This is a genomic window from Enterococcus mundtii (genome assembly GCF_002947535.1).
GTDB lineage: Bacteria > Bacillota > Bacilli > Lactobacillales > Enterococcaceae > Enterococcus_B > Enterococcus_B mundtii_B.
Genome location: NZ_PUAP01000008.1, coordinates 46,268 through 69,266, shown reverse-complemented (window position 1 = coordinate 69,266; position 22,999 = coordinate 46,268). Strand labels below are relative to the sequence as shown.

The 22,999-nt window shown below is 38.4% G+C and carries 19 protein-coding genes and 1 tRNA gene; 17 read left to right on the top strand and 3 right to left on the bottom strand.

The genetic code is table 11. The features are described from left to right. Positions 1-113 precede the first annotated feature (113 nt). Positions 114-983 carry a 16S rRNA (cytidine(1402)-2'-O)-methyltransferase gene (rsmI, locus tag CUS89_RS02350; protein WP_104870889.1) on the top strand — a complete coding sequence of 290 codons (870 nt, stop codon included), beginning with the start codon at positions 114-116 and terminating at the stop codon, positions 981-983. A gap of 311 nt (positions 984-1,294) precedes the next feature. Continuing rightward, complete coding sequence (gene dinB / locus CUS89_RS02345; protein ID WP_181055289.1) at positions 1,295-2,431, top strand: DNA polymerase IV; 1,137 nt, start codon at positions 1,295-1,297, stop codon at positions 2,429-2,431. A 102-nt stretch (positions 2,432-2,533) separates the two neighbouring features. Here dinB and nrdG read toward each other — a convergent pair whose 3' ends face one another. Both nrdG and nrdD read right to left on the bottom strand, forming a co-directional pair. Then, positions 2,534-3,136 (bottom strand): anaerobic ribonucleoside-triphosphate reductase activating protein, encoded by a 603-nt coding sequence (gene nrdG, locus CUS89_RS02340; RefSeq protein WP_019724134.1) that lies wholly within the window; start codon positions 3,134-3,136, stop codon positions 2,534-2,536. Positions 3,137-3,504: 368 nt separating this feature from the next. After that, complete coding sequence (gene nrdD / locus CUS89_RS02335) at positions 3,505-5,694, bottom strand: anaerobic ribonucleoside-triphosphate reductase (RefSeq protein ID WP_019723769.1); 2,190 nt, start codon at positions 5,692-5,694, stop codon at positions 3,505-3,507. A gap of 323 nt (positions 5,695-6,017) precedes the next feature. Between nrdD and CUS89_RS02330 the strand changes: the two genes are divergently transcribed. The 12 genes from CUS89_RS02330 (at position 6,018) to CUS89_RS02275 (ending at position 19,020) form a co-directional block, all read left to right on the top strand. After that, the gene (locus tag CUS89_RS02330) at positions 6,018-6,785 is read left to right on the top strand and encodes an ABC transporter ATP-binding protein (protein WP_104870887.1); all 768 of its coding nucleotides are present in this window, start codon (positions 6,018-6,020) and stop codon (positions 6,783-6,785) included. Continuing rightward, positions 6,775-8,835: an ABC transporter permease gene (locus CUS89_RS02325; protein WP_104870886.1), complete on the top strand. Its 2,061-nt coding sequence runs from the start codon at positions 6,775-6,777 to the stop codon at positions 8,833-8,835. Before CUS89_RS02330 ends, CUS89_RS02325 begins: the two co-directional genes overlap by 11 nt. A gap of 210 nt (positions 8,836-9,045) precedes the next feature. Further along, positions 9,046-9,195 (top strand): teichoic acid D-Ala incorporation-associated protein DltX, encoded by a 150-nt coding sequence (locus CUS89_RS02320; protein ID WP_010736035.1) that lies wholly within the window; start codon positions 9,046-9,048, stop codon positions 9,193-9,195. Between the two features lie 10 nt (positions 9,196-9,205). Continuing rightward, positions 9,206-10,705 carry a D-alanine--poly(phosphoribitol) ligase subunit DltA gene (dltA, locus tag CUS89_RS02315; RefSeq protein ID WP_104870885.1) on the top strand — a complete coding sequence of 500 codons (1,500 nt, stop codon included), beginning with the start codon at positions 9,206-9,208 and terminating at the stop codon, positions 10,703-10,705. Next, on the top strand, positions 10,705-11,910 hold the full coding sequence (dltB, locus tag CUS89_RS02310) for a D-alanyl-lipoteichoic acid biosynthesis protein DltB (protein WP_104870884.1): 1,206 nt from the start codon (positions 10,705-10,707) through the stop codon (positions 11,908-11,910). The genes dltA and dltB overlap by 1 nt, the downstream gene beginning before the upstream one ends. Positions 11,911-11,937: 27 nt before the next feature. Beyond that, positions 11,938-12,171, top strand: a complete 234-nt coding sequence (gene dltC / locus CUS89_RS02305) for a D-alanine--poly(phosphoribitol) ligase subunit DltC (RefSeq protein WP_104870883.1) — start codon at positions 11,938-11,940, stop codon at positions 12,169-12,171. A 2-nt stretch (positions 12,172-12,173) separates the two neighbouring features. After that, positions 12,174-13,439, top strand: coding sequence for a D-alanyl-lipoteichoic acid biosynthesis protein DltD (dltD, locus tag CUS89_RS02300; protein WP_104870882.1), 1,266 nt, complete (start codon positions 12,174-12,176; stop codon positions 13,437-13,439). Positions 13,440-13,669: 230 nt separating this feature from the next. After that, positions 13,670-14,752, top strand: coding sequence for a M42 family metallopeptidase (locus tag CUS89_RS02295; protein WP_104870881.1), 1,083 nt, complete (start codon positions 13,670-13,672; stop codon positions 14,750-14,752). After that, complete coding sequence (locus tag CUS89_RS02290; RefSeq protein ID WP_104870880.1) at positions 14,752-15,546, top strand: DUF975 family protein; 795 nt, start codon at positions 14,752-14,754, stop codon at positions 15,544-15,546. Before CUS89_RS02295 ends, CUS89_RS02290 begins: the two co-directional genes overlap by 1 nt. Before the next feature lie 61 nt (positions 15,547-15,607). Then, positions 15,608-16,348: an MBL fold metallo-hydrolase gene (locus tag CUS89_RS02285; RefSeq protein WP_104870879.1), complete on the top strand. Its 741-nt coding sequence runs from the start codon at positions 15,608-15,610 to the stop codon at positions 16,346-16,348. Positions 16,349-16,361: 13 nt separating this feature from the next. Continuing rightward, positions 16,362-17,366 carry a lipoate--protein ligase gene (locus CUS89_RS02280; protein WP_104870878.1) on the top strand — a complete coding sequence of 335 codons (1,005 nt, stop codon included), beginning with the start codon at positions 16,362-16,364 and terminating at the stop codon, positions 17,364-17,366. Between the two features lie 436 nt (positions 17,367-17,802). Further along, positions 17,803-19,020 (top strand): IS110 family transposase, encoded by a 1,218-nt coding sequence (locus tag CUS89_RS02275; protein ID WP_104870877.1) that lies wholly within the window; start codon positions 17,803-17,805, stop codon positions 19,018-19,020. Between the two features lie 232 nt (positions 19,021-19,252). Here the strand turns inward: CUS89_RS02275 and CUS89_RS02270 are convergent, their stop codons facing one another. After that, on the bottom strand, positions 19,253-21,085 hold the full coding sequence (locus tag CUS89_RS02270; RefSeq protein WP_181055287.1) for a hypothetical protein: 1,833 nt from the start codon (positions 21,083-21,085) through the stop codon (positions 19,253-19,255). A 200-nt stretch (positions 21,086-21,285) separates the two neighbouring features. Between CUS89_RS02270 and CUS89_RS02265 the strand changes: the two genes are divergently transcribed. The 3 genes from CUS89_RS02265 (at position 21,286) to CUS89_RS02255 (ending at position 22,970) form a co-directional block, all read left to right on the top strand. Then, the gene (locus CUS89_RS02265) at positions 21,286-21,816 is read left to right on the top strand and encodes a signal peptidase I (protein WP_104870875.1); all 531 of its coding nucleotides are present in this window, start codon (positions 21,286-21,288) and stop codon (positions 21,814-21,816) included. A gap of 80 nt (positions 21,817-21,896) precedes the next feature. After that, a complete protein-coding gene (locus tag CUS89_RS02260) occupies positions 21,897-22,580 on the top strand; it encodes an O-methyltransferase (RefSeq protein ID WP_104870874.1) in 684 nt (227 codons plus the stop codon). 316 nt (positions 22,581-22,896) lie between these two features. After that, positions 22,897-22,970, top strand: a tRNA-Arg gene (locus CUS89_RS02255). Positions 22,971-22,999 lie beyond the last annotated feature (29 nt).

Here is a 22,999-nt window from a genome sequence, read left to right as displayed (position 1 = left end):
CGGTCAATGAATACCGCAAAGCATTCTTGTTTTGCGGTATTCGTCGTTGAACTACCAGGATAAATTTTTTAATTAGAGTAGCTTCCTTTACTCTGTTTGATAAGGAGAATCATATGTATAACCAAAAGAGCTTTAAAGGAAATCACGTGCTTGGCACACTTTACCTCGTTCCAACGCCGATCGGAAACTTGGAGGATATGACTGTTCGCAGTGTACGGACATTACAAGAAGCGGATTTGATCGCAAGTGAGGATACCCGTAATACACAAAAGCTATTGAATCATTTCGAGGTCCAAACTCCCCAAAAAAGTTTGCACGAGCATAATTATAAAGAACGTATTCCTCAATTGATCGAATGGTTAAAAGAGGGAAAAACGATTGCGCAAGTTAGTGATGCGGGGATGCCGTCCATTAGTGATCCAGGACATGAGCTTGTCGTGGCTTGTATCAAAGAAGATATCCCAGTTGTGGCATTGCCAGGTCCTACAGCGGGTATGACCGCATTGATTGCCTCTGGGCTCGTTCCGCAACCATTTTTATTCTATGGTTTTTTACCTAGAAAGAAAAAGGAACAACAGGACATACTAGCATCTCTTGTTGCACAGAAAGCAACATTGATTTTTTACGAATCACCTTATCGCGTAGCCGCAACGTTGACTAATATGTTAGAAGTATTCGGCAATCGTCAAGTGGTGCTTTGTCGAGAATTGACGAAGATCCATGAAGAATACCTACGCGGAGACATCGAAGAATTACTTGCTTATTTAGAAAAACAGCCGATCAAGGGAGAATGCTGTTTACTTGTTGAGGGAAGTAACGAAGAGATCGTGCCAACTGAACAACTTCAAGGTACGTTAAAAGAACAAGTACAACAATTGATCGATCAAGGAGAAAAACCGAATGCGGCAATCAAAAGGATTGCAGTCAAAAACGGAATCAAGAAACAAGAAGTTTATCGTCAGTTCCATGAATTAGATGACTAGTTTTTTTATGTAAAAAATCGTCTAAAAAGGTTGAGGTAATGGCGGAAGTGTTCAAATCCGAGAAATAAGCGTGAAACCCCGAAAGTTGTTCTTCGAATTTTTGGGGTTTTACGCTTATTTCTGAAGGAGCTACTCATGAAAAACCGTTTATTCGGTTTTAGAGTTGTACAAGGTGACTAAGCCCAGACTCCTTTTGAACACTTTTTTGTTTTTAGAATACAGTCAAGCGCAATTGTTAAATTTTCTTTACCAGACTAGCCTCCTAGATTGAAAGGGAACAATAGTTCGTGTATAATGATAGTGGGGTGAGTCTGATGGAATTACAGTTTCCTTTACATAATGATACGTCTAGAAAAATCATTCATATCGATATGGATGCTTTTTTCGCGTCCGTTGAAGAACGAGATCACCCTGAGCTTCGTGGAAAACCCTTAGTGATCGCCAGACATCCCAGTGATACTGGCGGGCGTGGGGTAGTGACGACGGCTAACTATGAAGCACGTAAGTTCGGCATCCATTCAGCAATGAGTGCCCAAAAAGCCTATGAACTTTGTCCAGAAGCGATTTTCAAACCGGGAGACCACCAAAAATATAGTGCGATATCAAAAGAAGTCAGGGAGATATTTTATCGCTATACAGACTTAGTCGAACCAGTTAGTATTGATGAAGCTTATTTAGATGTCACGAATAATAAAATCAATTGTAAATCGGCGATCAAGATCGCTCGCATGATCCAACTTGATATTTGGCAAAACGTACATCTGACTTGTTCGGCTGGTGTCAGCTATAATAAATTTTTAGCGAAACTTGCATCAGATTTTCAAAAACCTAAAGGGATGACAGTCGTCACCCCCGAAGAAGCTGTCGATTTCTTAAAAGCATTACCAATCGAAAAATTTCATGGTGTTGGTAAGAAAACTGTTCCTAAAATGCATGAATTAGGTATTTTTACAGGAGAAGATCTTTATAAATGCAGTGAAATGATGTTGATCCAACAGTTTGGTAAAATGGGGTATTCGCTGTATCGAAAAGTACGAGGTATCCATGATTCACCTGTGAATGTCACCCGCGAGCGTAAGTCAGTCGGGAAAGAGCATACGTATGGACAACCACTAAGAACAGAAGAAGAAGTTCTTGGACAGTTGCGTCAGCTGGCTGAGAAAGTAGAAGAGTCTCTCCGACGTGTTCAGAAACATGGGAAAACAGTTGTCTTGAAGGTCCGTTATACCGATTATTCTACAGTAACAAAGCGAGTAACATTACCAGAATATGTCTATAAAAAAGAAGCACTGTTTTATCAAGCTAGTCTGATATGGGAAGAGATTTTAGGGATAGAGAAGGGGATTCGTTTATTAGGTATCACATTGACGAATTTAGATCCGATGACTTATGAGAATATTGTGTTGCCGTTGTGGGAAACACAAGAGATAGAATCAGAAATAGAATAAAGAATGCTCCATCTAAGACTTTGAGACAAAAGCGAAATTCACTTCTGTCTTGGCCTTTTAGATGGAGCATTTTTTATTGTGTTCAATCAAAACGGAGTATAGTTAAATCAGTTCTTGTTTTTTTATTTGTTCATATGTTTGGGTAGCATCAGTGCATTTTTCCCAGATGACGACTTGTTTTTCAGCAAGCGATCTTTGCACGTCAATGATGCGCTGATTGCTGCTTCCACGAAATTGTAATTTGAAATCTCTTTTTGACCATTCAAAACGGCCATCAACGAGAATATCGATTTTCGAGAGCAGTTCTAGTTTATCTTCCGAATCTTGTAATAATTCATCGAAGGTATAACCAGTCCATGACCAGATGTCTTTGCTGTGACCAAATTCTTGCCGGATTCGATCGACTACACGTAGGCAAACATTCGTATTCAAAAAAGGTTCACCGCCTAAGAGGGTCAATCCTTGGACGTAATCGTTGCGTAGATCAGCCATGATCTGTTCTTCCAGTTCTGGAGTGAATGGTTTGCCGTAACGGAAATTCTGAGCGGCTTTGTTAAAACAACCTTCACAGGCAAATAAACAGCCACTTACATACAAGCTATTACGAACACCTTCGCCATCCACAAAGTTGAATGGTTTATAATCAGCGATATAGTCATGACTATAATCTTGAGCCAGCCATTCTTTAGGTTTAGGATTTCTCATAGTAAAACTTCTTTCATTATAAAATGGTATCCGTTATAAAAAATTCTTGAAGGTCGTAAGAGACATAAGAAAATAGCCAGAAGAAGGGGTGCTATTTTCTTGTGTCTTTGAGCTGAACTGTTTTCTCACAACCTTATCCACGGTGTTCGAAAAGCTGACCTTCAACATTAAGCTGAAAAATCAAAAAATATGAGAAGCTATTTTCTGATTTTCCATCTTACTGCTCAGGTCAGGGCGCTTTTCTCACAACCTTATCTACGGTGTTCAAGAAGCAACACTTTGGTAATAAGTCAAAAAAATCTAAAATGAAACAGCCATTTTTGATTTTTCTGTCTTATTACTCAGTGCTAAACGCTTCTTTCACAACCTTACTTCATATGTTTCACTCGTGACGAGATTTCTTTGTGTCTGCCGTGGACCATTGGACGGGCTTGTGGGTTTCCTAGGTAGCCACATGTTCGTTTGACTACGTCGCATGATTTTGGATCGTGATTGCCACATTCTGGGCATTCAAAGCCACGTTCAGTTGGTTGGAAATCTCCTTCAAAACCACATTGGTAGCAATGATCGATCGGCGTATTGGTTCCTAAATAGCCTACTTTGTCATAGGCAAAGTCCCAAACAGCTTCTAATGCTTTAGGGTTTTGTTGCAAGACTGGATATTCACAGTAATGGATAAAGCCACCAGAACAGTATTTTGGATAGTCTTTTTCAAATTCAAGTTTTTCAAATGGCGTTGGATTTTTACGTACATCATAATGGAAGCTATTAGTGTAATATTCCTTATCTGTGATATTTTCAACGATACCGAATTTTTCTGTATCTAAACGGCAAAAACGATCCGTCAAGCTTTCACTTGGTGTGGAGTATACGCTGAAGTGATAGCCATATTCATTTCCCCAAGCGTCTGCATTGGCTTTTAGTTTTTTCACTATATCTAGAGTGAAGTCTTTGGCTTCAGCATTATTTTCCCACTCACCGCCAAAGAAAGAAGCAGCGACTTCATAAAGTCCGATGTAGCCTAATGAAACAGTTGCTCGACGATTTTTAAATAATTCGTCTACGGCGTCTGTACGAGATAGACGTTTACCGAATGCACCATACATGTAAAGGATCGGTGCATTTGCTGGAATCGCTTCTTTACAACGTTCGACACGATAAACTAATGCATCTTTCATGATTGACAAGCGATCTGAAAGTAATTGCCAGAATTTTTCTTGGTCACCGTCTGCTTCTAAGGCGATCCGCGGCAAGTTTAACGTAACCACACCTAGGTTCATTCTTCCGACATTCACTTCTTCACCGTTCTCGTCTTTCCAACCTTGTAAAAAGGAGCGACATCCCATTGGTACTTTGAAGCTTCCTGTCAATTCAACGATCTTGTCATAATTTAGAATATCTGGATACATTCTTTTTGTGGCACATTCCAAGGCCAATTGTTTGATGTCATAGTTTGGATCAGTTGGTTTCAGATTGATTCCGTCTTTTAGCGTAAATATCAATTTGGGGAAGATCGCTGTCCGTTTTTCACTTCCTAATCCATTGATCCGAATTTGTAAAATCGCTTTTTGGATTTCTCGTTCAAACCAATTTTTACCTAGACCGAAGCCAAGTGAAGTAAAAGGGGTTTGTCCGTTGGATGTGAAAAGTGTATTGATCTCATATTCCAAACTTTGCATGGCATCAAAAATATCTTTTTTGGTTTTTGCTTTTGCATAGGCTTCTTGACGTTCCGGTGTGTCGATCCATTCTTTGGCATCAATTAAATGCTTTTTGTAATTTAATTGTGCAAAAGGAGCAAGCAATTCATCTGTACGATCGGCAGAGCATCCGCCATATTGGCTAGATGCAACATTGGCAATGATCTGTGAGATCTGTGCCGTTGCTGTTTGGATCGATTTTGGTGATTCGACTTCTGCATTCCCAATTTTAAACCCGTTGTTCAACATACCTTTGAAGTCGATCAAACAGCAATTGGTCATTGGTGTATACGGATGGTAATCAAGATCATGATAATGGATATCACCTTTTTGATGTGCGTTGGCAATATGCGGTGGGAGTAATTTCAATCCGATCGATTTCCCAACGATCCCAGCAGTCAAGTCACGCTGTGTATTGAATACATTACTATCCTTGTTCGCATTTTCATTGACAACACTTTGGTCTTTATTGATCAGTTTCTCGATTGAAAAGTTGATGTCTGTTGCTTTACTACGAGCAAAATCACGTTTTGTTCGATAATGGATATATTCTTCTGCTAGGGCATATTCGTTTTTTTCCAACAAAATATGTTCAACGATGTTTTGGATCTCATAGATTTTTACGTTATTTGCGAAGCGATCTTTGATTTCTTTGATCACAAGTTCTGCGATTGATTGGATCTTTTCGTACGTAATAGGAGATAAGGAACCGTGAATTTTCTTTTCTGCTTTGATCAGTGCGGCGTTTATTTTCTGTTCATCAAATGGTACCTCGCGTCCATCGCGTTTGATGACAGTCATTTTTTTGGTTTCAGGCTGTTTTTCTAGTACAGCCATTTCTTGATCTGTTCGTTTCATTTTCTTCAGCTCCTACAAAAAATAGTTCTTGTCTATCATAAAACAAATTAAGGAAAGGAGCAACTGATTATCTGCTACATATAGTGTTTTATCACTGCATAATTGAATGAGTATACTATATATGGTGTATATTATCTTGTGAAAAAAAGTGAAAACGTACGGTATCAGCTTTTAAAAAATACGAATTATTTTTTTTTGAATAAAAAAATTGAATAAAAAAATTTCAAAGATAATTTTCGTGAGTGATCAGGTGACAAAATCAAAAGGGAAAAAAAGGAAAGGATGTGCTACTATTCAATTAAGGATAAAGGTGGAGGATTAGCATGAGTAAAATAATCGAAGTAAAACATCTAAGTAAAAGTTATGGAAGTAGTAAATCACCGGTCAAAGTATTAGACAATGTTTCTTTTTCAGTTGAAGAAGGAGAGTTTATTGGGATCATGGGACCAAGTGGAGCGGGAAAAACTACGCTGATGAATATCTTATCAACGATCAATCTACCGACGATGGGTAGTGTGTTGATCAAAGGAAATGAAATCACTAAAATGAAAAAACATGAATTGAGTGATTTCAGGCGAAGAAAAATTGGTTTTATTTTTCAAACGTTCAATCTTATTGATACACTGAATGGTAAAGATAATATTTTGCTTCCTTTAGCTGTTGAAAATATGGCGAAAGATGAAATGGAACGAAGAGTCTTACATGTTGCCCAGCTTTTGGGGATCGAAGAATTACTAAAACGTTATCCTGATGAAATGTCAGTTGGACAAAGACAACGGATTGCGGCAGCTAGAGCTTTAGTTGTGGAACCCGAAGTGATCTTCGCAGACGAACCAACCGGATCATTGGATTCAAAATCAGCAACAGAATTGTTGAATTATTTAAAAACAGTCAACGAGGTCGAAAAAGCAACGATCTTATTAGTGACGCATGATCCTTATACAGCTAGTTATTGCAATCGTATTTTATTTATCAAAGATGGGGTGATTTTTTCGGAAGTGATCCGCCGAGGGACAAGAAAAGAATTTTTTGAAAAAGTCATCGATATGCAGGCGACGATTGGAGGAGGCGGTAAAATCAATGCTTTATAAATTAGCCGCAAAAAGTTTTTTAAAACAATCAAGGGGCTATCTTGTTTATTTCTTCAGTTTGACCTTATCGACGATGATCTATTACTCTTTTAGCGCGATGACCTATGACCAATCATTGATTCGAAGGGCGAGTCAAGATGTTTCGATAGATAATATTTTAAAGCTCGGTAGCTGGACCATCACTGTTGTTTTGCTCTTTTTCGTACTCAGTGCTAATCGTTTCTTTCTCAATCGGAGACAAAAAGAAATTGGGATCTATCAATTATTTGGAATCAGCAAATTCCAGATCTCATCAATCTATGTGTTGGAAACGATGACTATTGGCTTTTTTGCTTGTATGTTAGGGATTTTATTGGGAAGTATTTTCTCAAAATTGTTTCAAATGATTTTAGTCCGAATGATGAAGATGGACATTACTAGTCGTTTTTTTATTTCTATCCCGTCCATTTTTGAAACCGTTGTGGTATTTTTTGTCATTCTTTCAGCAGTTTCTCTTTATTCACTATGGAAAATTTGGAGTTATCCCATGAATCGTAGTTTTGGTGAAAGAGAACAAGTGGAAAGTTCAATGTTGCGTATTCGCACAAGGCATCGTTTATTAGGCGTAATCGGTCTATTGATGATTTCTAGTAGCTATTTCGCCGCATGGAACTTTAGAGAAACGATTAGTGAGCTATTCGAAAAAAAGGTAAATCTAGGATTGATGATTGCTTTCCCATTTTCGATATTTTTTGTTTGTTTATTAGGAACCTATCTGTTCTTTTGCTATTCTTTTCGCTTGTTGCTCCATTTGTTGAGTGATTCGAGATTCAAGTATCGAGGAACCAATTTTTTACTGATTGGGAACACACAAATCCATCTTTTAAAAAGTTGGCGAATGAATTCGTTGATCACATTAGTCATCGGTCTATCTTTGGCAATGATCGGAGGGATGACTGGTATATCGACGCTCATTGCCCATCGTGAAGAGATTGCTGCTCCTGTTTCTTATCAATTAGATACTCAGACGGCAAACACACTTCGACCGATCTTAGCAGAAGAGAATCAAAAGATCACTGATGAATTTGTTTTTCATTACAAAGTAGTAGGGAGTTATTATGACCTGAGCATTGGTTCGGTATCTGCCGGCAATGAGATCAAGCCAGTCAATTTGATTTCTGAAAAAGAGTATCACGCCTTTCGCAAAATCAAACCTAGTCTGCCAGAAATCAAACTTACAGGAAAAAATCATACGGTCATGTTAGATGCAATAGAATCGATGTTTCGTAATTTTTCTAGTTATGGGAAAAAGATCCATCTACCTGATCAGCAAGAACTATTGATCCAACAGGTGCTTCCGGGATTTCTGGGAGATGAAGATATGACCTACTATGGACCGACCTTGGTTGTTGATCAAGCAATCTTTGACCGTGTCACTGGATTAGACTTTCAGATCATCAATTGGAATGTGACTGGTGGCAATCAAGATAAATTGACCGAACGATTAAATGAAGAAGTAGCTACTAATTGGAACCACACGATTTATTATAGTTATGAGATCACCGATCAAGGGATAGTTGGGACGATCCATACCGATGCTTCTAAAGCAGAGGAAAGTGAATACTCAGAAAATAAATTGACAGGTCAAGCATCACGTTTGAATTATAATGCTCGCTATCCTAGGCTGCGTGCCATTGATCGTCAAATTGGGATCAATATCTTTGTTGCCCTTTTTGTGGGGATGATCGTGATCATCGCAACTGGTAGTATCTTGATGGTGCGACAATTATCCGAAGCTGAAATTGAACGAACCAATTATCAACTGTTGACAAAATTAGGGATTGCCCAACGCAAAACAAATCGGATGATCTATAAGCAAAATGCGTTGATGTTTTTTCCACCGATGATTTTGGGGATCACTCATGCAGTATTTGCCATCAATGTGTTTTCTCAATATGTAGAAGGGGCAGATTATTGGTTGGCTTACTTTGTCTGTGGCTTATTGATCGTCATTTACCTACTCTTTTACTTTATGACTAGTCGTTTGTATTGTCGGATCATTGAGGAATAAAAAAATAGAGCCAGAAGGTTATCTTATTCTAGCTGAACCAAAGACAGAATCGAGTTGTACGAATTTATTTTCGTACGGCTCTTTTTTTTGTTCTCTTTAGTTAGTGACAAAACTGTTAGCTGTAAAGCGCATTCTGTTAGTAAAACAAATGTTTTTTTGTGGATGGAATGAGTAGAATTTGACTAAGGATCTAAATAGGAGGAAAAAGAGATGAAACAATGGTGGCAGCAACCCCAGGTTCGATATTGGCGAACTTTTATGCTTCGAACCCTTGTTTATTCTACGATACTATTGCTACTCATTTATTTGTATCATTACAAAAATATTCAAGGTGGAACATTTATATATAACGAATTCTAGGAGGGAAACGATGAAGAAAAAAGGAATCGTGGCAGCGATTGATTTTTGGGGAATGGCAGACCCAGAAAGAATCGCGTATCAGACAGCGGAGGAGCGGTACACATATCAAGAACTGAAGCGCTCCTCAGACGCATTAGGCTATTACTTAGAGAAACGTTTGACTACGAAGGGACCAATCGTCGTGTTTGGCAATCTAGAGTTTGAGATGGTGGTATCATTCTTGGGCGCAGTGAAAGCAGGGCATGCGTATTTACCGATTGATGCCCAAACACCGAAGGAGCGGATCGAAGCGATTTTACGTGTCGCTCAACCTAGCATGATCATTAGTTTAAGTGATTGGGAGATTGAGACAGATCTACCAATCATCCAAAAAGATTGTTTACGCTCAATCATCTCATCGATGATTGGTTATCCATTTGAGCATTCAGTAAAAGGTGACGAAAATTTCTATTTGATTTTTACTTCTGGCACGACAGGGGAACCCAAAGGCGTGCAAATCAGTCATGATAATTTGGTGAGCTTTGTTGATTGGGTCTTGAGCGACTTTCCGATTAAAGAGGGGCAAGCTTTTTTAGCACAAGCTCCTTTCTCCTTTGATCTGTCTGTGTTCACACTATATCCAGCACTGGTTTCTGGTGGAATCCTCAAGCCTTTATTTAAAGAAAACGTCCAAGATTTTCAAAAACTATTTGCCGTTTTACCACAATTAAAACTGGATATCTGGGTATCAACCCCTTCATTTGTCGATATTTGTTTAATGGACGCATCTTTTGATGAGGAGCATTTACCAGAACTGACTACATTCATTTTTTGTGGCGAAGAATTAACGAAGAAAACGGCGCAAGCGTTACTCGAACGGTTTCCTTCAGCCAAAATCTACAATACGTATGGGCCGACAGAAGCGACAGTAGCTATCTCTAGTATATTGATCACTAGAGAAGTATTGGCTGCGTATGAACGTTTACCAATTGGCTACGTCAAGTCCGATACTACTGTATCCATTTTGAAAAAAGGCGAAAGTGATCGCGGCGAGATTTTGATTACTGGTCCTAGCGTGTCAAAAGGCTATTTGAACAATCCTGAAAAAACGAAGGAAGTGTTCTTTCAAGTAACTGGGCATCAAAACTATCGAACAGGAGATGCAGGATATTTAGCAGAGGACGGTTTACTTTTTATTGAGGGAAGAATCGATCAACAGGTGAAATTACATGGCTACCGCATTGAATTAGGCGATATTGAACATGCGTTGCTTAAAGATGAGCGAATCAATCAAGCGATCGTTGTCCCCAAATATCAAGGATCGAAAGTCCAACAATTAGTGGCGTTTGTTGTACTGGATCAAGCGATTCCGGATACTAATTATCAGTTGATACGTTCGATCAAACAAAGATTGACCGCTTTTCTGATGGATTATATGATCCCACAAAGAGTGGTGTTTATTGAACAATTGCCACAAACGAATAACGGAAAAATCGACAGAAAAGCATTGACAGCTGAGGTGAATAGGTGATGAGTCTCCCACATATGATTCCTTATGCGGAGCCGTATTATTTTCTATTATTGAGTTTCGCGTTAGCACCAATTATTTTTTCTCTGTTATTTTTCCAGAAACGTTTAGGAACTTATCAAGTACTTGTCACTTTCTTTTTCTTATTCATCAGCTTTGGAGGAACGTATTGGCAACAAGGACTTGCTTTGATTGGTTATGTGATCTGGCAAACCATACTTGTCTGGTGTTATTTCAGTTATCGAAAAAAAAGAAATCAGAGTGTTTGGTTTTATCTCGCGGTAGTTCTAGCGATTCTACCTTTAGCGATTACGAAAGTCACACCGTTTCTATCATCAGGTAAAGGATCACTTTTAAGTTTTCTCGGGATTTCTTATTTAACATTCAAAGCTGTACAAATGATTATGGAAATGAGAGACGGTATGATCAAAACTTATCATCCTTACCGTTATATTCAGTTCTTGTTGTTTTTTCCAACCATTTCTTCAGGACCCATCGATCGTTATCGAAGATTTGAAAAAGATCAGCTCCAACCACCAACAAGGGAAAGATATCTAGCAATGTTGGAAAAAGGAGTCCATCATCTGTTTATGGGCTTTCTATACAAATTCATCATCGGTTACTATCTCGGACAGGTATTGTTACCCATCGTCTCAAAAGGAGCCTTAGCTCATGGTGGGGTCTCTTGGTGGCTATTGGGTTACATGTATGTCTATAGTTTGTATCTCTTTTTTGATTTTGCTGGCTATAGTTTGTTTGCAGTTGGTACAAGCTATTTGATGGGCTATGATACCCCAATCAATTTCAACAAACCATTTTTAGCTTGGAACATCAAAGAGTTCTGGAATCGTTGGCATATGTCTTTGTCCTTCTGGTTCAGAGATTACGTGTATATGCGGTTGATGTTCTTCTTGATGAAGAAAAAATGGTTCAAGAGCAAGATCGTGACGTCAAATATCGGGTACTTTGCATTGTTTCTATTAATGGGTGTCTGGCACGGTTTGACATGGTACTACATTTTGTATGGCATCTATCATGCAACATTGATTTGTGTGACCGATGCATGGATTCGCTACAAGAAAAAACGGAAGAAAAAACTTCCTTCAAATCGCTTGACCCACGCATTTTCTGTTTTCATGACGTTTCAAGCGGTGTGTGTTAGCTTATTGATTTTTTCAGGATTTTTAGATCAACTGTTTTTTAAATAAATAATGAATTTAAAGGAGAGAATAAACATGGAAGAACAAGTTTTAACGATTTTAGCAGATATTACAGGTACAGATGAAGTGAAAGAAAATAAAGAAATTGATTTGTTTGGTGAAGGTTTATTAGATTCACTAGGGTCTGTCCAATTATTAGTAGAGCTGGATGGACAGCTTGATGTGCAAGTACCTGTATCAGAATTTGACCGAGAAGAATGGGCGACACCAAATAAAATCATTGATCAAGTCAACGAATTGAAGGGATAACGATGAAGAAAAAGCTGTTTGCGATTTTTGGTCCAGTGCTACTTGCGTTTATACTGATTGCGTTTTTTTTCACTTCATCTTTTCGCGTGAATGTAGCTGATCCAGAAATCATCCATAGAGCAGCCAGTTCGATGTCAGACAACGTCTTACGAGGGGATGTAATCAAAAATGCAGCCTTTGCTGAAAAAAAGTATGTGCCTTTTCTTGGTTCGAGTGAATTGAGTAGGATCAGTCCCTTTCATCCTTCGGTTTTAGCCCAGAAATATCAACGGAGCTACGAACCATTTTTATTAGGTGCCCCCGGGACTCAATCGCTGAGCCAATTCATGATGATGCGCTCAGCTGGTAAAGATCTCAGAAATAAAAAAGTAGTGGTCGTCGTGTCTCCTCAGTGGTTCGTAAAAGACGGGGTGAAGGAAGACTATTTCAGTACCCACTATTCAGAGTTACAGACATTGGATTGGCTGTTTTCAATAAAAAAAGTGACCGCTTCAGATCGCTATTTCGCGCGACGTTTATTGAGTTTTTCGATTGTTTCGAAAGATGAGGAAATCACGCGGATTTTAAGTACAATACAAAAAGGGATTACACCCAATGATAAAGAATTAGCGGGCTTGGAAGACAAATGGAACATCTTGAAGCGTGAGGATGAATTATTTAGTGGGATTGGTTTGACGGATAAACAAAAACAGATCGATCAAGCGACCAAACCATTACCTGCTAGCTATGAAAAAGAACAACTAAGTAAGCTCGCTACACAGATTGGTACTAGTAAAACTAAGAATAATCCTTTTGCTTTGAAAGATGATTTCTACAATACCCGGATCAAACACCATTTAGATGAGCTGAAAGATTCACAAAAAGACTGGGATTATCGTTTTTCAAAGGAATATTCTGATTTTCAATTATTATTGCAACAATTAGCAAATGAACACATTGAAGCATTATTTATTCTACCGCCAGTGAATGAAAAATGGAGTGACTATACTGGTTTGTCTCAAGAGATGTTGCAAGGATTTGCGAAAAAAATCAAGTATCAATTAAAGGAACAAGGATTTCAACACATTGCAGATTTAACAAAAATGGCCGATGTCCCTTATTTTATGGAAGATACGATCCATCTTGGTTGGCAAGGCTGGTTGACTGCAGATCAGTATATCCAACCCTTCTTAGAAGAGAAGCAACCAGTGAGTCATTATCAGATGGACGATGCTTTCTATAGTAAGGATTGGCAATTGCAAACCCCAGACACACTACCAGAAAAATAAGCGAGGAATTTGAACCAAAACAAGAGGAATGAAGAAATTCGAGCAATGACCTGTAACGTCCAAACAAAGTGGATGTTATGGGTCATTTTTGAGATGTAGTCAGATTCGAAAAATATGAAAACGATAACTGTTCTTATCATAGGACTACATAAATCAAACAAATATGCTGCCCAAAAATCAGTGAATAATGATATAATTCTACTATTAAGTATGGAAAAGAGGGAAAGCGTTTGAATAAAAATGAAGAACAATTATTGATTGATTTAACAGCTGCGCGTGGCGTACCAGGAAATGAAGAAGAAGTACGAAAAGTCTATAAAAAATATGCAGAGCAGTTCACAGATGATATTTTTTACGATGGTTTAGGTAGTATCATCGCCAAACATGATTCTGGTAAGGGACCTAAAGTATTTATCTCCGGACATATGGATGAAGTTGGCTTTATGGTTACAAAGATCACAGATAAAGGATTTATTGAATTTCAAACACTTGGCGGTTGGTGGGGTCAAGTCATGTTGGCACAACAAGTAGAAATCAAGACCCAAGAGGGAAAAATCATCCATGGCGTGATTGGTTCAAAACCACCACATGTCTTGACTGCTGAAGTTCGTAACAAACCTTATGATATCAAAGATATGTTTATTGACATCGGTGCGACAAGCAAAGAAGAAGCGACGGAATGGGGCATTCGTCCTGGCGATATGATCACTCCTTATATTGAATATCGTCGAATGAATGATGGAAAATTTTTATTAGCAAAAGCATGGGACAATCGTATTGGGACAGCTGTTTCTTTACGTGTACTTGAAAATCTAGCAAAAGAAGGACATCCAAATGTCTTATTTGCCGGGAGTGATGTGCAAGAAGAAGTTGGTTTAAGAGGAGCACGCACAAGTACTCATTTAGTTGATCCTGATATTGCGATTGCTTTAGATACAGGTACTGCTGGGGATACACCAGGGATGTCACCAAAAGAGGCAGATTCAGTTTTAGGTAAAGGGCCACAAATCTTGATTTTCGATGCTTCAATGATCCCACATAAAAAATTATTGAATTTTGTGATCCAAGTGGCAGAAGAAATGGCTATTCCATTCCAATATACTGTCATCACTGGTGGGGGGACAGATGCCGGACAAATGCATGTGTCACGTAATGGTGTACCATCGATTGCAATCACAGTTCCCGTTCGTTATCTGCATTCACATACATCGATCATCCATGAAGAAGATTACTTCAATACAGTAAAATTAGTTACTGAAGTAGTCAAACGTTTGGATAGTGAAAAAGTAGCAGAAATCAGGAGTTATGAGTAATGAAGAAGGTCTCTGAATATCGAAAGAAAGCTCGGGCATCATTAGAAGGACAATGGGGGATCAATGCTTGGATCATTTTCCTTTCAGTCTTTATCGGGTTGATCATCCAGCAGCTTTTTGTAGGCATCTTCCCAACCGATAGCACACAGGCAAACATACTTGATTTTTTGATCCAACACGTATTGATCTTTGCATTTACTTATGGGGTCTATTATATCTCGTTAGTTGTGGTCAGAGGTGGGCGAGCAAAATCTAATCTGTTGTTTGCTGTTTTTCAAAAAGAATATTTTGTACCGATTCTGCTTATCAATCTTTTAAATACCGTATTCAATTGGTTGATCAACGGTATTATACTTTTGCCTAGTTTTCTGATTGGCGGGTTCAATACGTATATCAATCTACTTTTTAATGGGAATGCATCACCACAAGGGATAATGAACGATTTTACGATTGATCTGAGTTTTGCGGTCTTTACAACCTTACTCTTTTTCGTGTCGTTATTTGTGATGACGATCGTTGCAGGGTTGTTCCAATTTGCTGCTTGGACAAAGTTTGACTATCCGAAACTGACAGTTATCCAAAGTTTGAAATATGCTTGGTTTTTATTAAAAGATCGTATTGGTACCTATCTTCTCCTACAACTTTCCTTTATTGGTTGGTATATTCTCGGATTTATTGCGCTATTCTTTGGTTTACTCTGGGTGATTGCTTACGTCAATGTGTCGGTTGCACAGTTTTACGAACAAGCCCGTATTGAAAAAGGTAGCCCAATGGAATACTTTAACTTAGGGTAAGCAGTTTTCCTTATGAAAATAAGAAATTGTGGTAGCATAAGTTTTTGAGGGGGAATCAGTCATGAAATTAACCGTTTTAGGTTGCTTAGGTGCATATCCTTACAAAAAACAAGGAACGACGAGTTATCTGTTACAAGCAGATCAATTTAATCTGTTGATTGATGCTGGGAGTGCAACACTTGTGAAATTGGAGGACCATCTTGATCCACTTGCTTTAGATGCGGTGATCATCAGCCACTATCATCATGACCATATCGCAGATCTAGGAGTCTTGCAATATGAGTGGCAATTACATCCAGACAGAGATCAGGAAAAGATATTACCAATCTATGGACATACGAAAGATGCCAGTCATTTTGAACATTTGACGATGCCGGGAGTGTCACAAGGGGTGGCATATGATCCGTCCAAAGAACTCGAAGTCGGGCCATTTTTGATCACTTTCTTGGAAACGATTCATCCAGTGGTTTGTTATGCGATGCGTATTGTCGAAAGAGCCACCGGAAAAGTACTTGTTTTTACAGGAGATTCTGGCTATTTAGAGAGTTTCATCCCTTTTGCTAGAGAAGCAGACCTCTTTTTGGCGGACACGTATCTTTTTGCAGGAAATGAGCGACACAAAGCCCATTTCACTTCAAAAGAATCTGGAGAGATCGCAAAAGCGGCAAAGGTCAAAAAACTGGTTTTGACCCACTTGCCACAATTCGGTGACTTAACACAATTAAAGAATGAAGCGAAAGAAGCGGCTGGAGAAGAAATCGAAGTTGTTTTAGCTGAAGTCGATAAAGTGTTTGATATATAGGAGGACGAGCAGAATGATTTTTGTACCAAATGAAAACCATGATCCAAGAGTAAATTTAGCAATCGAGACCTTTTTGCTACAAGAGATGCCACTAGAAGAGCCAATCTTGCTGTTTTACATCAATGAACCGTCGATCATTATTGGACGAAATCAAAACACGATCGAAGAAATCAATCGTGAGTACGTCGAAGAACATGGCATCCATGTGGTACGTCGTTTAAGCGGTGGTGGGGCTGTTTATCATGATTTTGGTAACTTGAATTTCAGTTTCATCATGCCAGATGATGGGGATTCGTTCCGTGACTTTGCGAAGGTGACTAAACCAATTATCCAAGCGTTACACGAATTAGGTATTTCTGGTGCCGAATTAAAAGGACGAAATGACTTGGTGATCGATGGCTTGAAATTTTCAGGCAATGCCATGTATGCCACAAATGGTCGGATGTTCGCACATGGAACGATTATGTTCGATTCAGACATTGATGAAGTAGTCAATGCGTTAAAAGTCAAAAAAGAAAAAATCGAATCAAAAGGAATAAAATCGATTCGTTCGCGAGTTACTAACATCAAGCCTTTCTTGCCTGAAGAAAAACAAGGAATGACAACAGAAGAATTTCGTGAAGACATTCTTTTGAAAATCTTTGGGGTATCTTCAGTAGAAGAAGTAAAAACTTATGAATTGACAGAAAAAGATTGGGAAAAAATCAATCAAATTTCTGAACAGTATTATCGAAATTGGGATTGGAATTATGGGAAATCACCAGATTTTAACTTTTCACGACAAAAACGCTTTTCAATTGGCTCGATCGAGGTCCATCTAAATGTCTCTGAAGGGATAATCGAAGAGGTAAAAATCTTCGGCGATTTCTTTGGTCTAGGAGATATCAAAGATGTTGAGCAAGTGTTGACAGGGTTAAAATATGACAAAGCTACCTTACAAGAAGCAGTTGAAACCATCGATATCAAGAAATACTTTGGTGCGATCGAAGCACAAGATTTATTGGAACTACTATACTAAATGAGATGGTGACAGAAGCGACTTGATCTGAGCAGTGAGATAGAAAATTGAAAAATATTTGTTTCATATTTTACAATTTGTTAGCTTAATGTTGAAGGTCAGCTTCTGGAACACCGTTTATTTGGTTCTAGGGGATAAGATGACCAATGCCTCATACCCGACAAATCTGTAAGATAACATAAACATACTAAGATTAGTGGGTAAGGTATTCGACGGAATATCTTACCCACTATTTTCTTGTAATCAAGTATAGTGAGAGTGAAAGGAAGCTCGAACATGACCTCATGGACTTCGAGTCCGAATCAAAAAACGAGCTCCTTCACTGCCATTCTAGAATCTGTTTTAAGTATGTTGGGACTTCGAGTCCGTGTAAAGGAAAGTCGAATCGGAATGAATCAGTGAAGGTCTTTCAATCAAATAATAAAGGAGAAGTCGCATGTCATTTATTTTAGCTTTTGACGTATCCAAAGGTGAAAGTTACAAAGTACTTTACCATGATCGGCACTGTCTATCCGAAGGGAAAGTCGCTCACAATCAAGAAGGGTTTCACCAGTTACTTGAAGAAATCATCGCACTTCCAGAAACGCCTGAAATTGTTTTTGAAGCAACAGGTGTCTACTCTCGTCCATTAGAAAAATTCTGTCAAGCTAACCGGTTAATCTACTGCCTATTGAACCCTTTAGAGGCAAAAAAACAAATGGAAGAGGGCACACTGCGTAGTTGGAAAACAGATAAAATCGACGCACATAAATTGGCGCAAACTCATTGGAAAAATACGCGTTTGCCAAAAATACATCAAGCAGAAGTATTTCAGAAACTACGTGATCTTGCCCGTTTTTATCAAGAAATCGAAGATAAAATTTCTCGCGTGCGCATGGATCTTCATCAGGCACTCCAATTAACCTTTCCTGAGTTAGAACACTTCTTTTCCAGTCGTGTTACTCCTTACGCGTTATCGTTAATCGAGGCGTTCCCTCACCCCGAGTTCGTGCTTGCCTCTACTCGAACAAAAATAAAAAATCGCTTAGTAAAGAGCACACGCAAATGTATTTCCGAAAACAGAGCGTGGCAGAAAGCTGACCAAATTTTAACGTATGCGCAAAACTCTTATCCTGCAGTCGACGCCGCGAGTATTCATTGCCAGAAAACGAGTTACTATGCGCGCCTCCTTCAAGACTTACTAGAACAAAAGGAAAGCTTAATGGCGCAAATGATTCAATCTGCTCAAGCACTTGAAGAATTTGAACTCTATCAGTCTATACCTGGGATTGGTGCGCCCACTGCGACTCTTTTAATTGGTGAATTGGGCGATATCAGACGGTTTCCTACCGCAAATCAACTCAATGCATTCGTCGGTATTGATATTCGACGTTTTCAATCTGGAAATTATGTCGGAAAAGATCACATCAATAAACGAGGCAATCCAAAAGGAAGAAAAATTCTCTATTTCGCAATTCGCAATATGATTCGACAACAACACGCTGCGCCCAATCATCTCGTCGATTACTATTACAAACTAAAAAAGCAACCTCTCCCCAAAAAGGAAAAGGTTGCCACAGTCGCCTGTATGAATAAGCTCCTGAAATGCATGCATTCCATGGTCAGGAAGCATACAATGTACGCTTATGCGTATACGGCCTCTAACGACCAATAAGGGATTAACCTTATACACTCATCATAGCACAAAACCAAGTAAAAAAATTTTCTTATTACTTGGTTTATTTCGTATACTTTCATTTTCTTCTTCCGATTCTAGTTCAACAATCAATCATTTGATTTATTAATTTCTCTTGACTAATCGTAGGAAAGGAGGCTGAACACTTCTGTTCCCGCCGTTTATTCGGTTTTAGGTGGTACAAAAGGACTAATGTCCCAGACACCTTTATTTAGCCAGGAGATATATTGATTTTTAAGCGATCGACCCACTTATCTTTTTCTTGGACCAAGGAGCTGCTGTATTTGTCGAGCGTGGTCTGGATCATCATCAAGTCATACTGTTCCTGTCGTATCAATTCTTCTGTCACATCTTTTGAAAAAATATTTTTCTCATAGTGTGTACTGTGCTCACAGTGGATTTGGATTTGGGAATTGATTTCTTGGATCGATAAATAGATTTCTCGATGCAAAGGATTTTCAATAGCTTGGGTCTCTCGAAACGAGTGCTCAAGAATATGAATGAGCAGTTGTGTGAAATCTTCATCATGGATCGGTAAGGACGCTGGGATATGAGTATGAAAATCGACCTTGATATTCTTTTTAGTGGCGACTTCTTGATATCTCGCCAAAATCAAATTTGTTAGTTGGTGACCTGTCGGAAAAAGTGACAAGTCCAATCGTCTTGTTTCGTCTACGATCCGCTTTAAGTAAGTGTTCGCTTCGGCTTGTTCGTTTGCATCGATCAATTGACTCAGTTCTTCCATTTGCGCAACAAAGTCATTTTTCGCCTGATCGATTTGTTGGATCTGTGTTTGGATTTTCGAATAATGTGTTTCGATCAAATCCGTTTTAGTTTGTAAGAAAAGACGTTCTTTATGATAACTATCGATCTTCATGATATTTTCCATGATGTTGTACCCTACAATAACGATCAGGAGGATTGCAAATAAGAGCGTGGACCAGTTGATGATCGAATGTCCGATTCCCAAGGCTGTTTGGATATAAAACATACAATGAAAGATAGCGATCAAAACGATCCAAGGACTACAAACAGTGAAGAAGCGATTTTGTTTGTATGCCTCACCGATACTTGCCAAGGAAGTAACTAAAGTGCTTACAACACTAACGACACTAGCAAAGGGCATCAGTTCAGGTAATTCAAAATCTGAAAATGCTGCATAAAGTAGGATATTCGCAAAAATAAATGTCTGGAAATAGCAGAAATAACCATACCATTTCTGATAGTTTGTCATTTTTGACTGGTAGTAAAAAATGATCAGTATCGAAGTCAAGATAGCAAACAAGTGAGAAAAAATCGAATGAACGATTGGTTCAAAAAGAACCCCACTTAAGATATCTTCTGAAATGGATTCAAATCCAAGTACGAAAGAAAATAGGCTCAAAATCACTAATGAACGATCTATTCTGTTATGCCTATAGAGAATATAGCTAGTCCAAATCAACAAACCGATGGCGATAACGAAAGCCAAGATCATCGCGATGACTTGTGGGATCGACTGTGAAAAAATAAAGCTGATCATTGGACTGGTAGTTCCCAAATAAACTTTGGGTGTCAGCCCAGCATAATTTTGATAAGGGGAGGAAACGACGATTTTCAAAGTCTTGCCCACATAGGATTCTGGGAGATCAATGATCGACAAAGACAATCCAGGATTATTTCGCGTGCTTTCTTTTGAGCGACTGTAGAGCAGCGTGTCATCTAATAAGACACTTAGCCATTGATGATTGCCTTTGATCAAGAGATTGGCGTCCGCCAATTCTTTATGTAGAGTAGTTTCCATTATAAATGGTTCATTTTTGTCGATAGATGGCATGTAGTCGATATGGTTGCTATCGAACTGAAAATAAGGATCGTGCTCGGAATAATAGACCCATGAATCGTCGATCTGAGACATTTGTTTATTGTCAATTGGCGTGAAAAGGTAATGAAAAAAATAAGCGATACTTATTATAAATAACGATGATAATATAATAAGTACGCTCCATTTGATTTTTGTAGAGAGTGGTATAATTTTATTACGTTCGTTATTAAAAAGAACCATAGACAAATCTCCTTTGATAAATTCTCTAATTCCAGAGTAAACTTTTTTCATTTGACAGTCAATTTTTATCTATTTTTATTAGCTTTCTCATTGATTTACTTATTTTTTTATTGAAGGTACACAGACTGAGTATTAATATTGTAATAAATATCACGTTATTATATTATAGATTTAACGAAATATTATTAAGGAGGTCCAATGTGCCTATCTATAAAAAAATAACTTTTTTCAGTTCGATTTCGTTAGTTGTTCTTTTAGCGATAATTTTGTGTGTCGTTCTACTCCCTCGTGTATTTGGACTGACACCACATATCATTGATGATCAGGCGATGGCATCGTCTTATTCAGAAGGAAGTCTGATCTATGTGCAAAAAAGAGAGGCAGATACGATTTTAGTTGGAGATGTAATCACCTACTATGAAAATGCTGGTAAGCATATCGTGACAAGAAGGGTTGTCGCTATTGAAGATCAACACCAGTATTTTTATACGAAAGCTGATGAAAAAACGCAAATCGAAGTTGAAGCAGTACGAGATCGCAATATTATCGGAATGCCTGTATTTCAGATCCCGTATATAGGATTATTGTTCTCACGACATGCGTTCAATTGGATGAAATGGGTGTTTTTGGGTATCGCTTTGTGCTTGTCCTCCATCACTGCTTGGCACACCTACCTTGAACTGAAAAAGCGCCGAGAGAAAGAAACTGATTTTTTTTCTGACATTCAATAGCCAGATTTTTTATTTGCTAGTTTCTCCCTCTTGTCGAAAGATAGGTTTCTTCGTATAATGTTTGGAAGAGGAGGGGAAGTATGCGTAATGAAATGATGCATCGTCCCGTTGTAAAAGAAGAGTTATTGGATTTTATGCGGACACAACAAAAACAGTTAACTGGAGAATTAGGAAAAGTCGAAGAGGAAGCACATGCGGCGGAAGTGCCGATCATCCCTCATGAGACGGTTGTATTTCTGCAGTTTTTATTAGGACAGATCAAACCAAAAGAAGTGCTAGAAATTGGAGCTGCGATTGGTTTTTCATCTAGTTTGATGGCACAAGTGATTGGAAAAGAAGGTCATGTGACAACGATCGATCGCTTTGATGTGATGATCAGAAAAGCGAAAGCTACCTACGAGCGATTAGAGTTGACGGAACGAGTGACTCTATTAGAGGGGCAAGCGGCTGATATTTTACCAACATTGACTGGTCCTTACGATTTTATCTTCATGGATAGTGCAAAATCAAAATATATCGAATTCTTACCTGAATGCCTTCGCGTGTTGAAAAAAGGCGGTGTCTTGATGGTTGATGATATTTTCCAAGGAGGAACGATTCTTCTAGCTGATGAAGAGATTCCAAGAGGAAAACGAGCAATCCATCGTAAATTGAATGAATTTTTACGTGTGGTCATGGCACATCCAGATCTGACCTCTACGTTATTACCTTTGGGAGACGGTGTGATCTTGATCACGAAAGAGGCAGAAACGATCGACTTATAATTGCCAGATTTTGAGTAAAGATTCAAGAGACTGCTAGCTAAGTCAAATTCGTTGATAGTAAGGCAGAAGTTGAAAGTAGGGAAACCTATCCAATCAAGTTCTGCCTGGCTACTTTAAGCTGAACAGGAGTTCACGATCAATGATAAAATGACAAGTTGATCGTAGCAAAAAAGTACAGTATAAAAATCATACATGTTTTTTTTAAGTGAAATCTGTAAGAAAAAAGTACGATAAAAATTTTTGTTTCATAAAATAACTATTTTGTATTGACATAAGCTTTCAGTTTATCTATAATTATTTTTGTTCCGCAAAAGCTGTCATAGTAGCTCAGCTGGATAGAGCATCCGCCTTCTAAGCGGACGGTCGGGGGTTCGAATCCCTCCTGTGACGTAAAAAACCGTTAGAAACTTTTGTTTCTA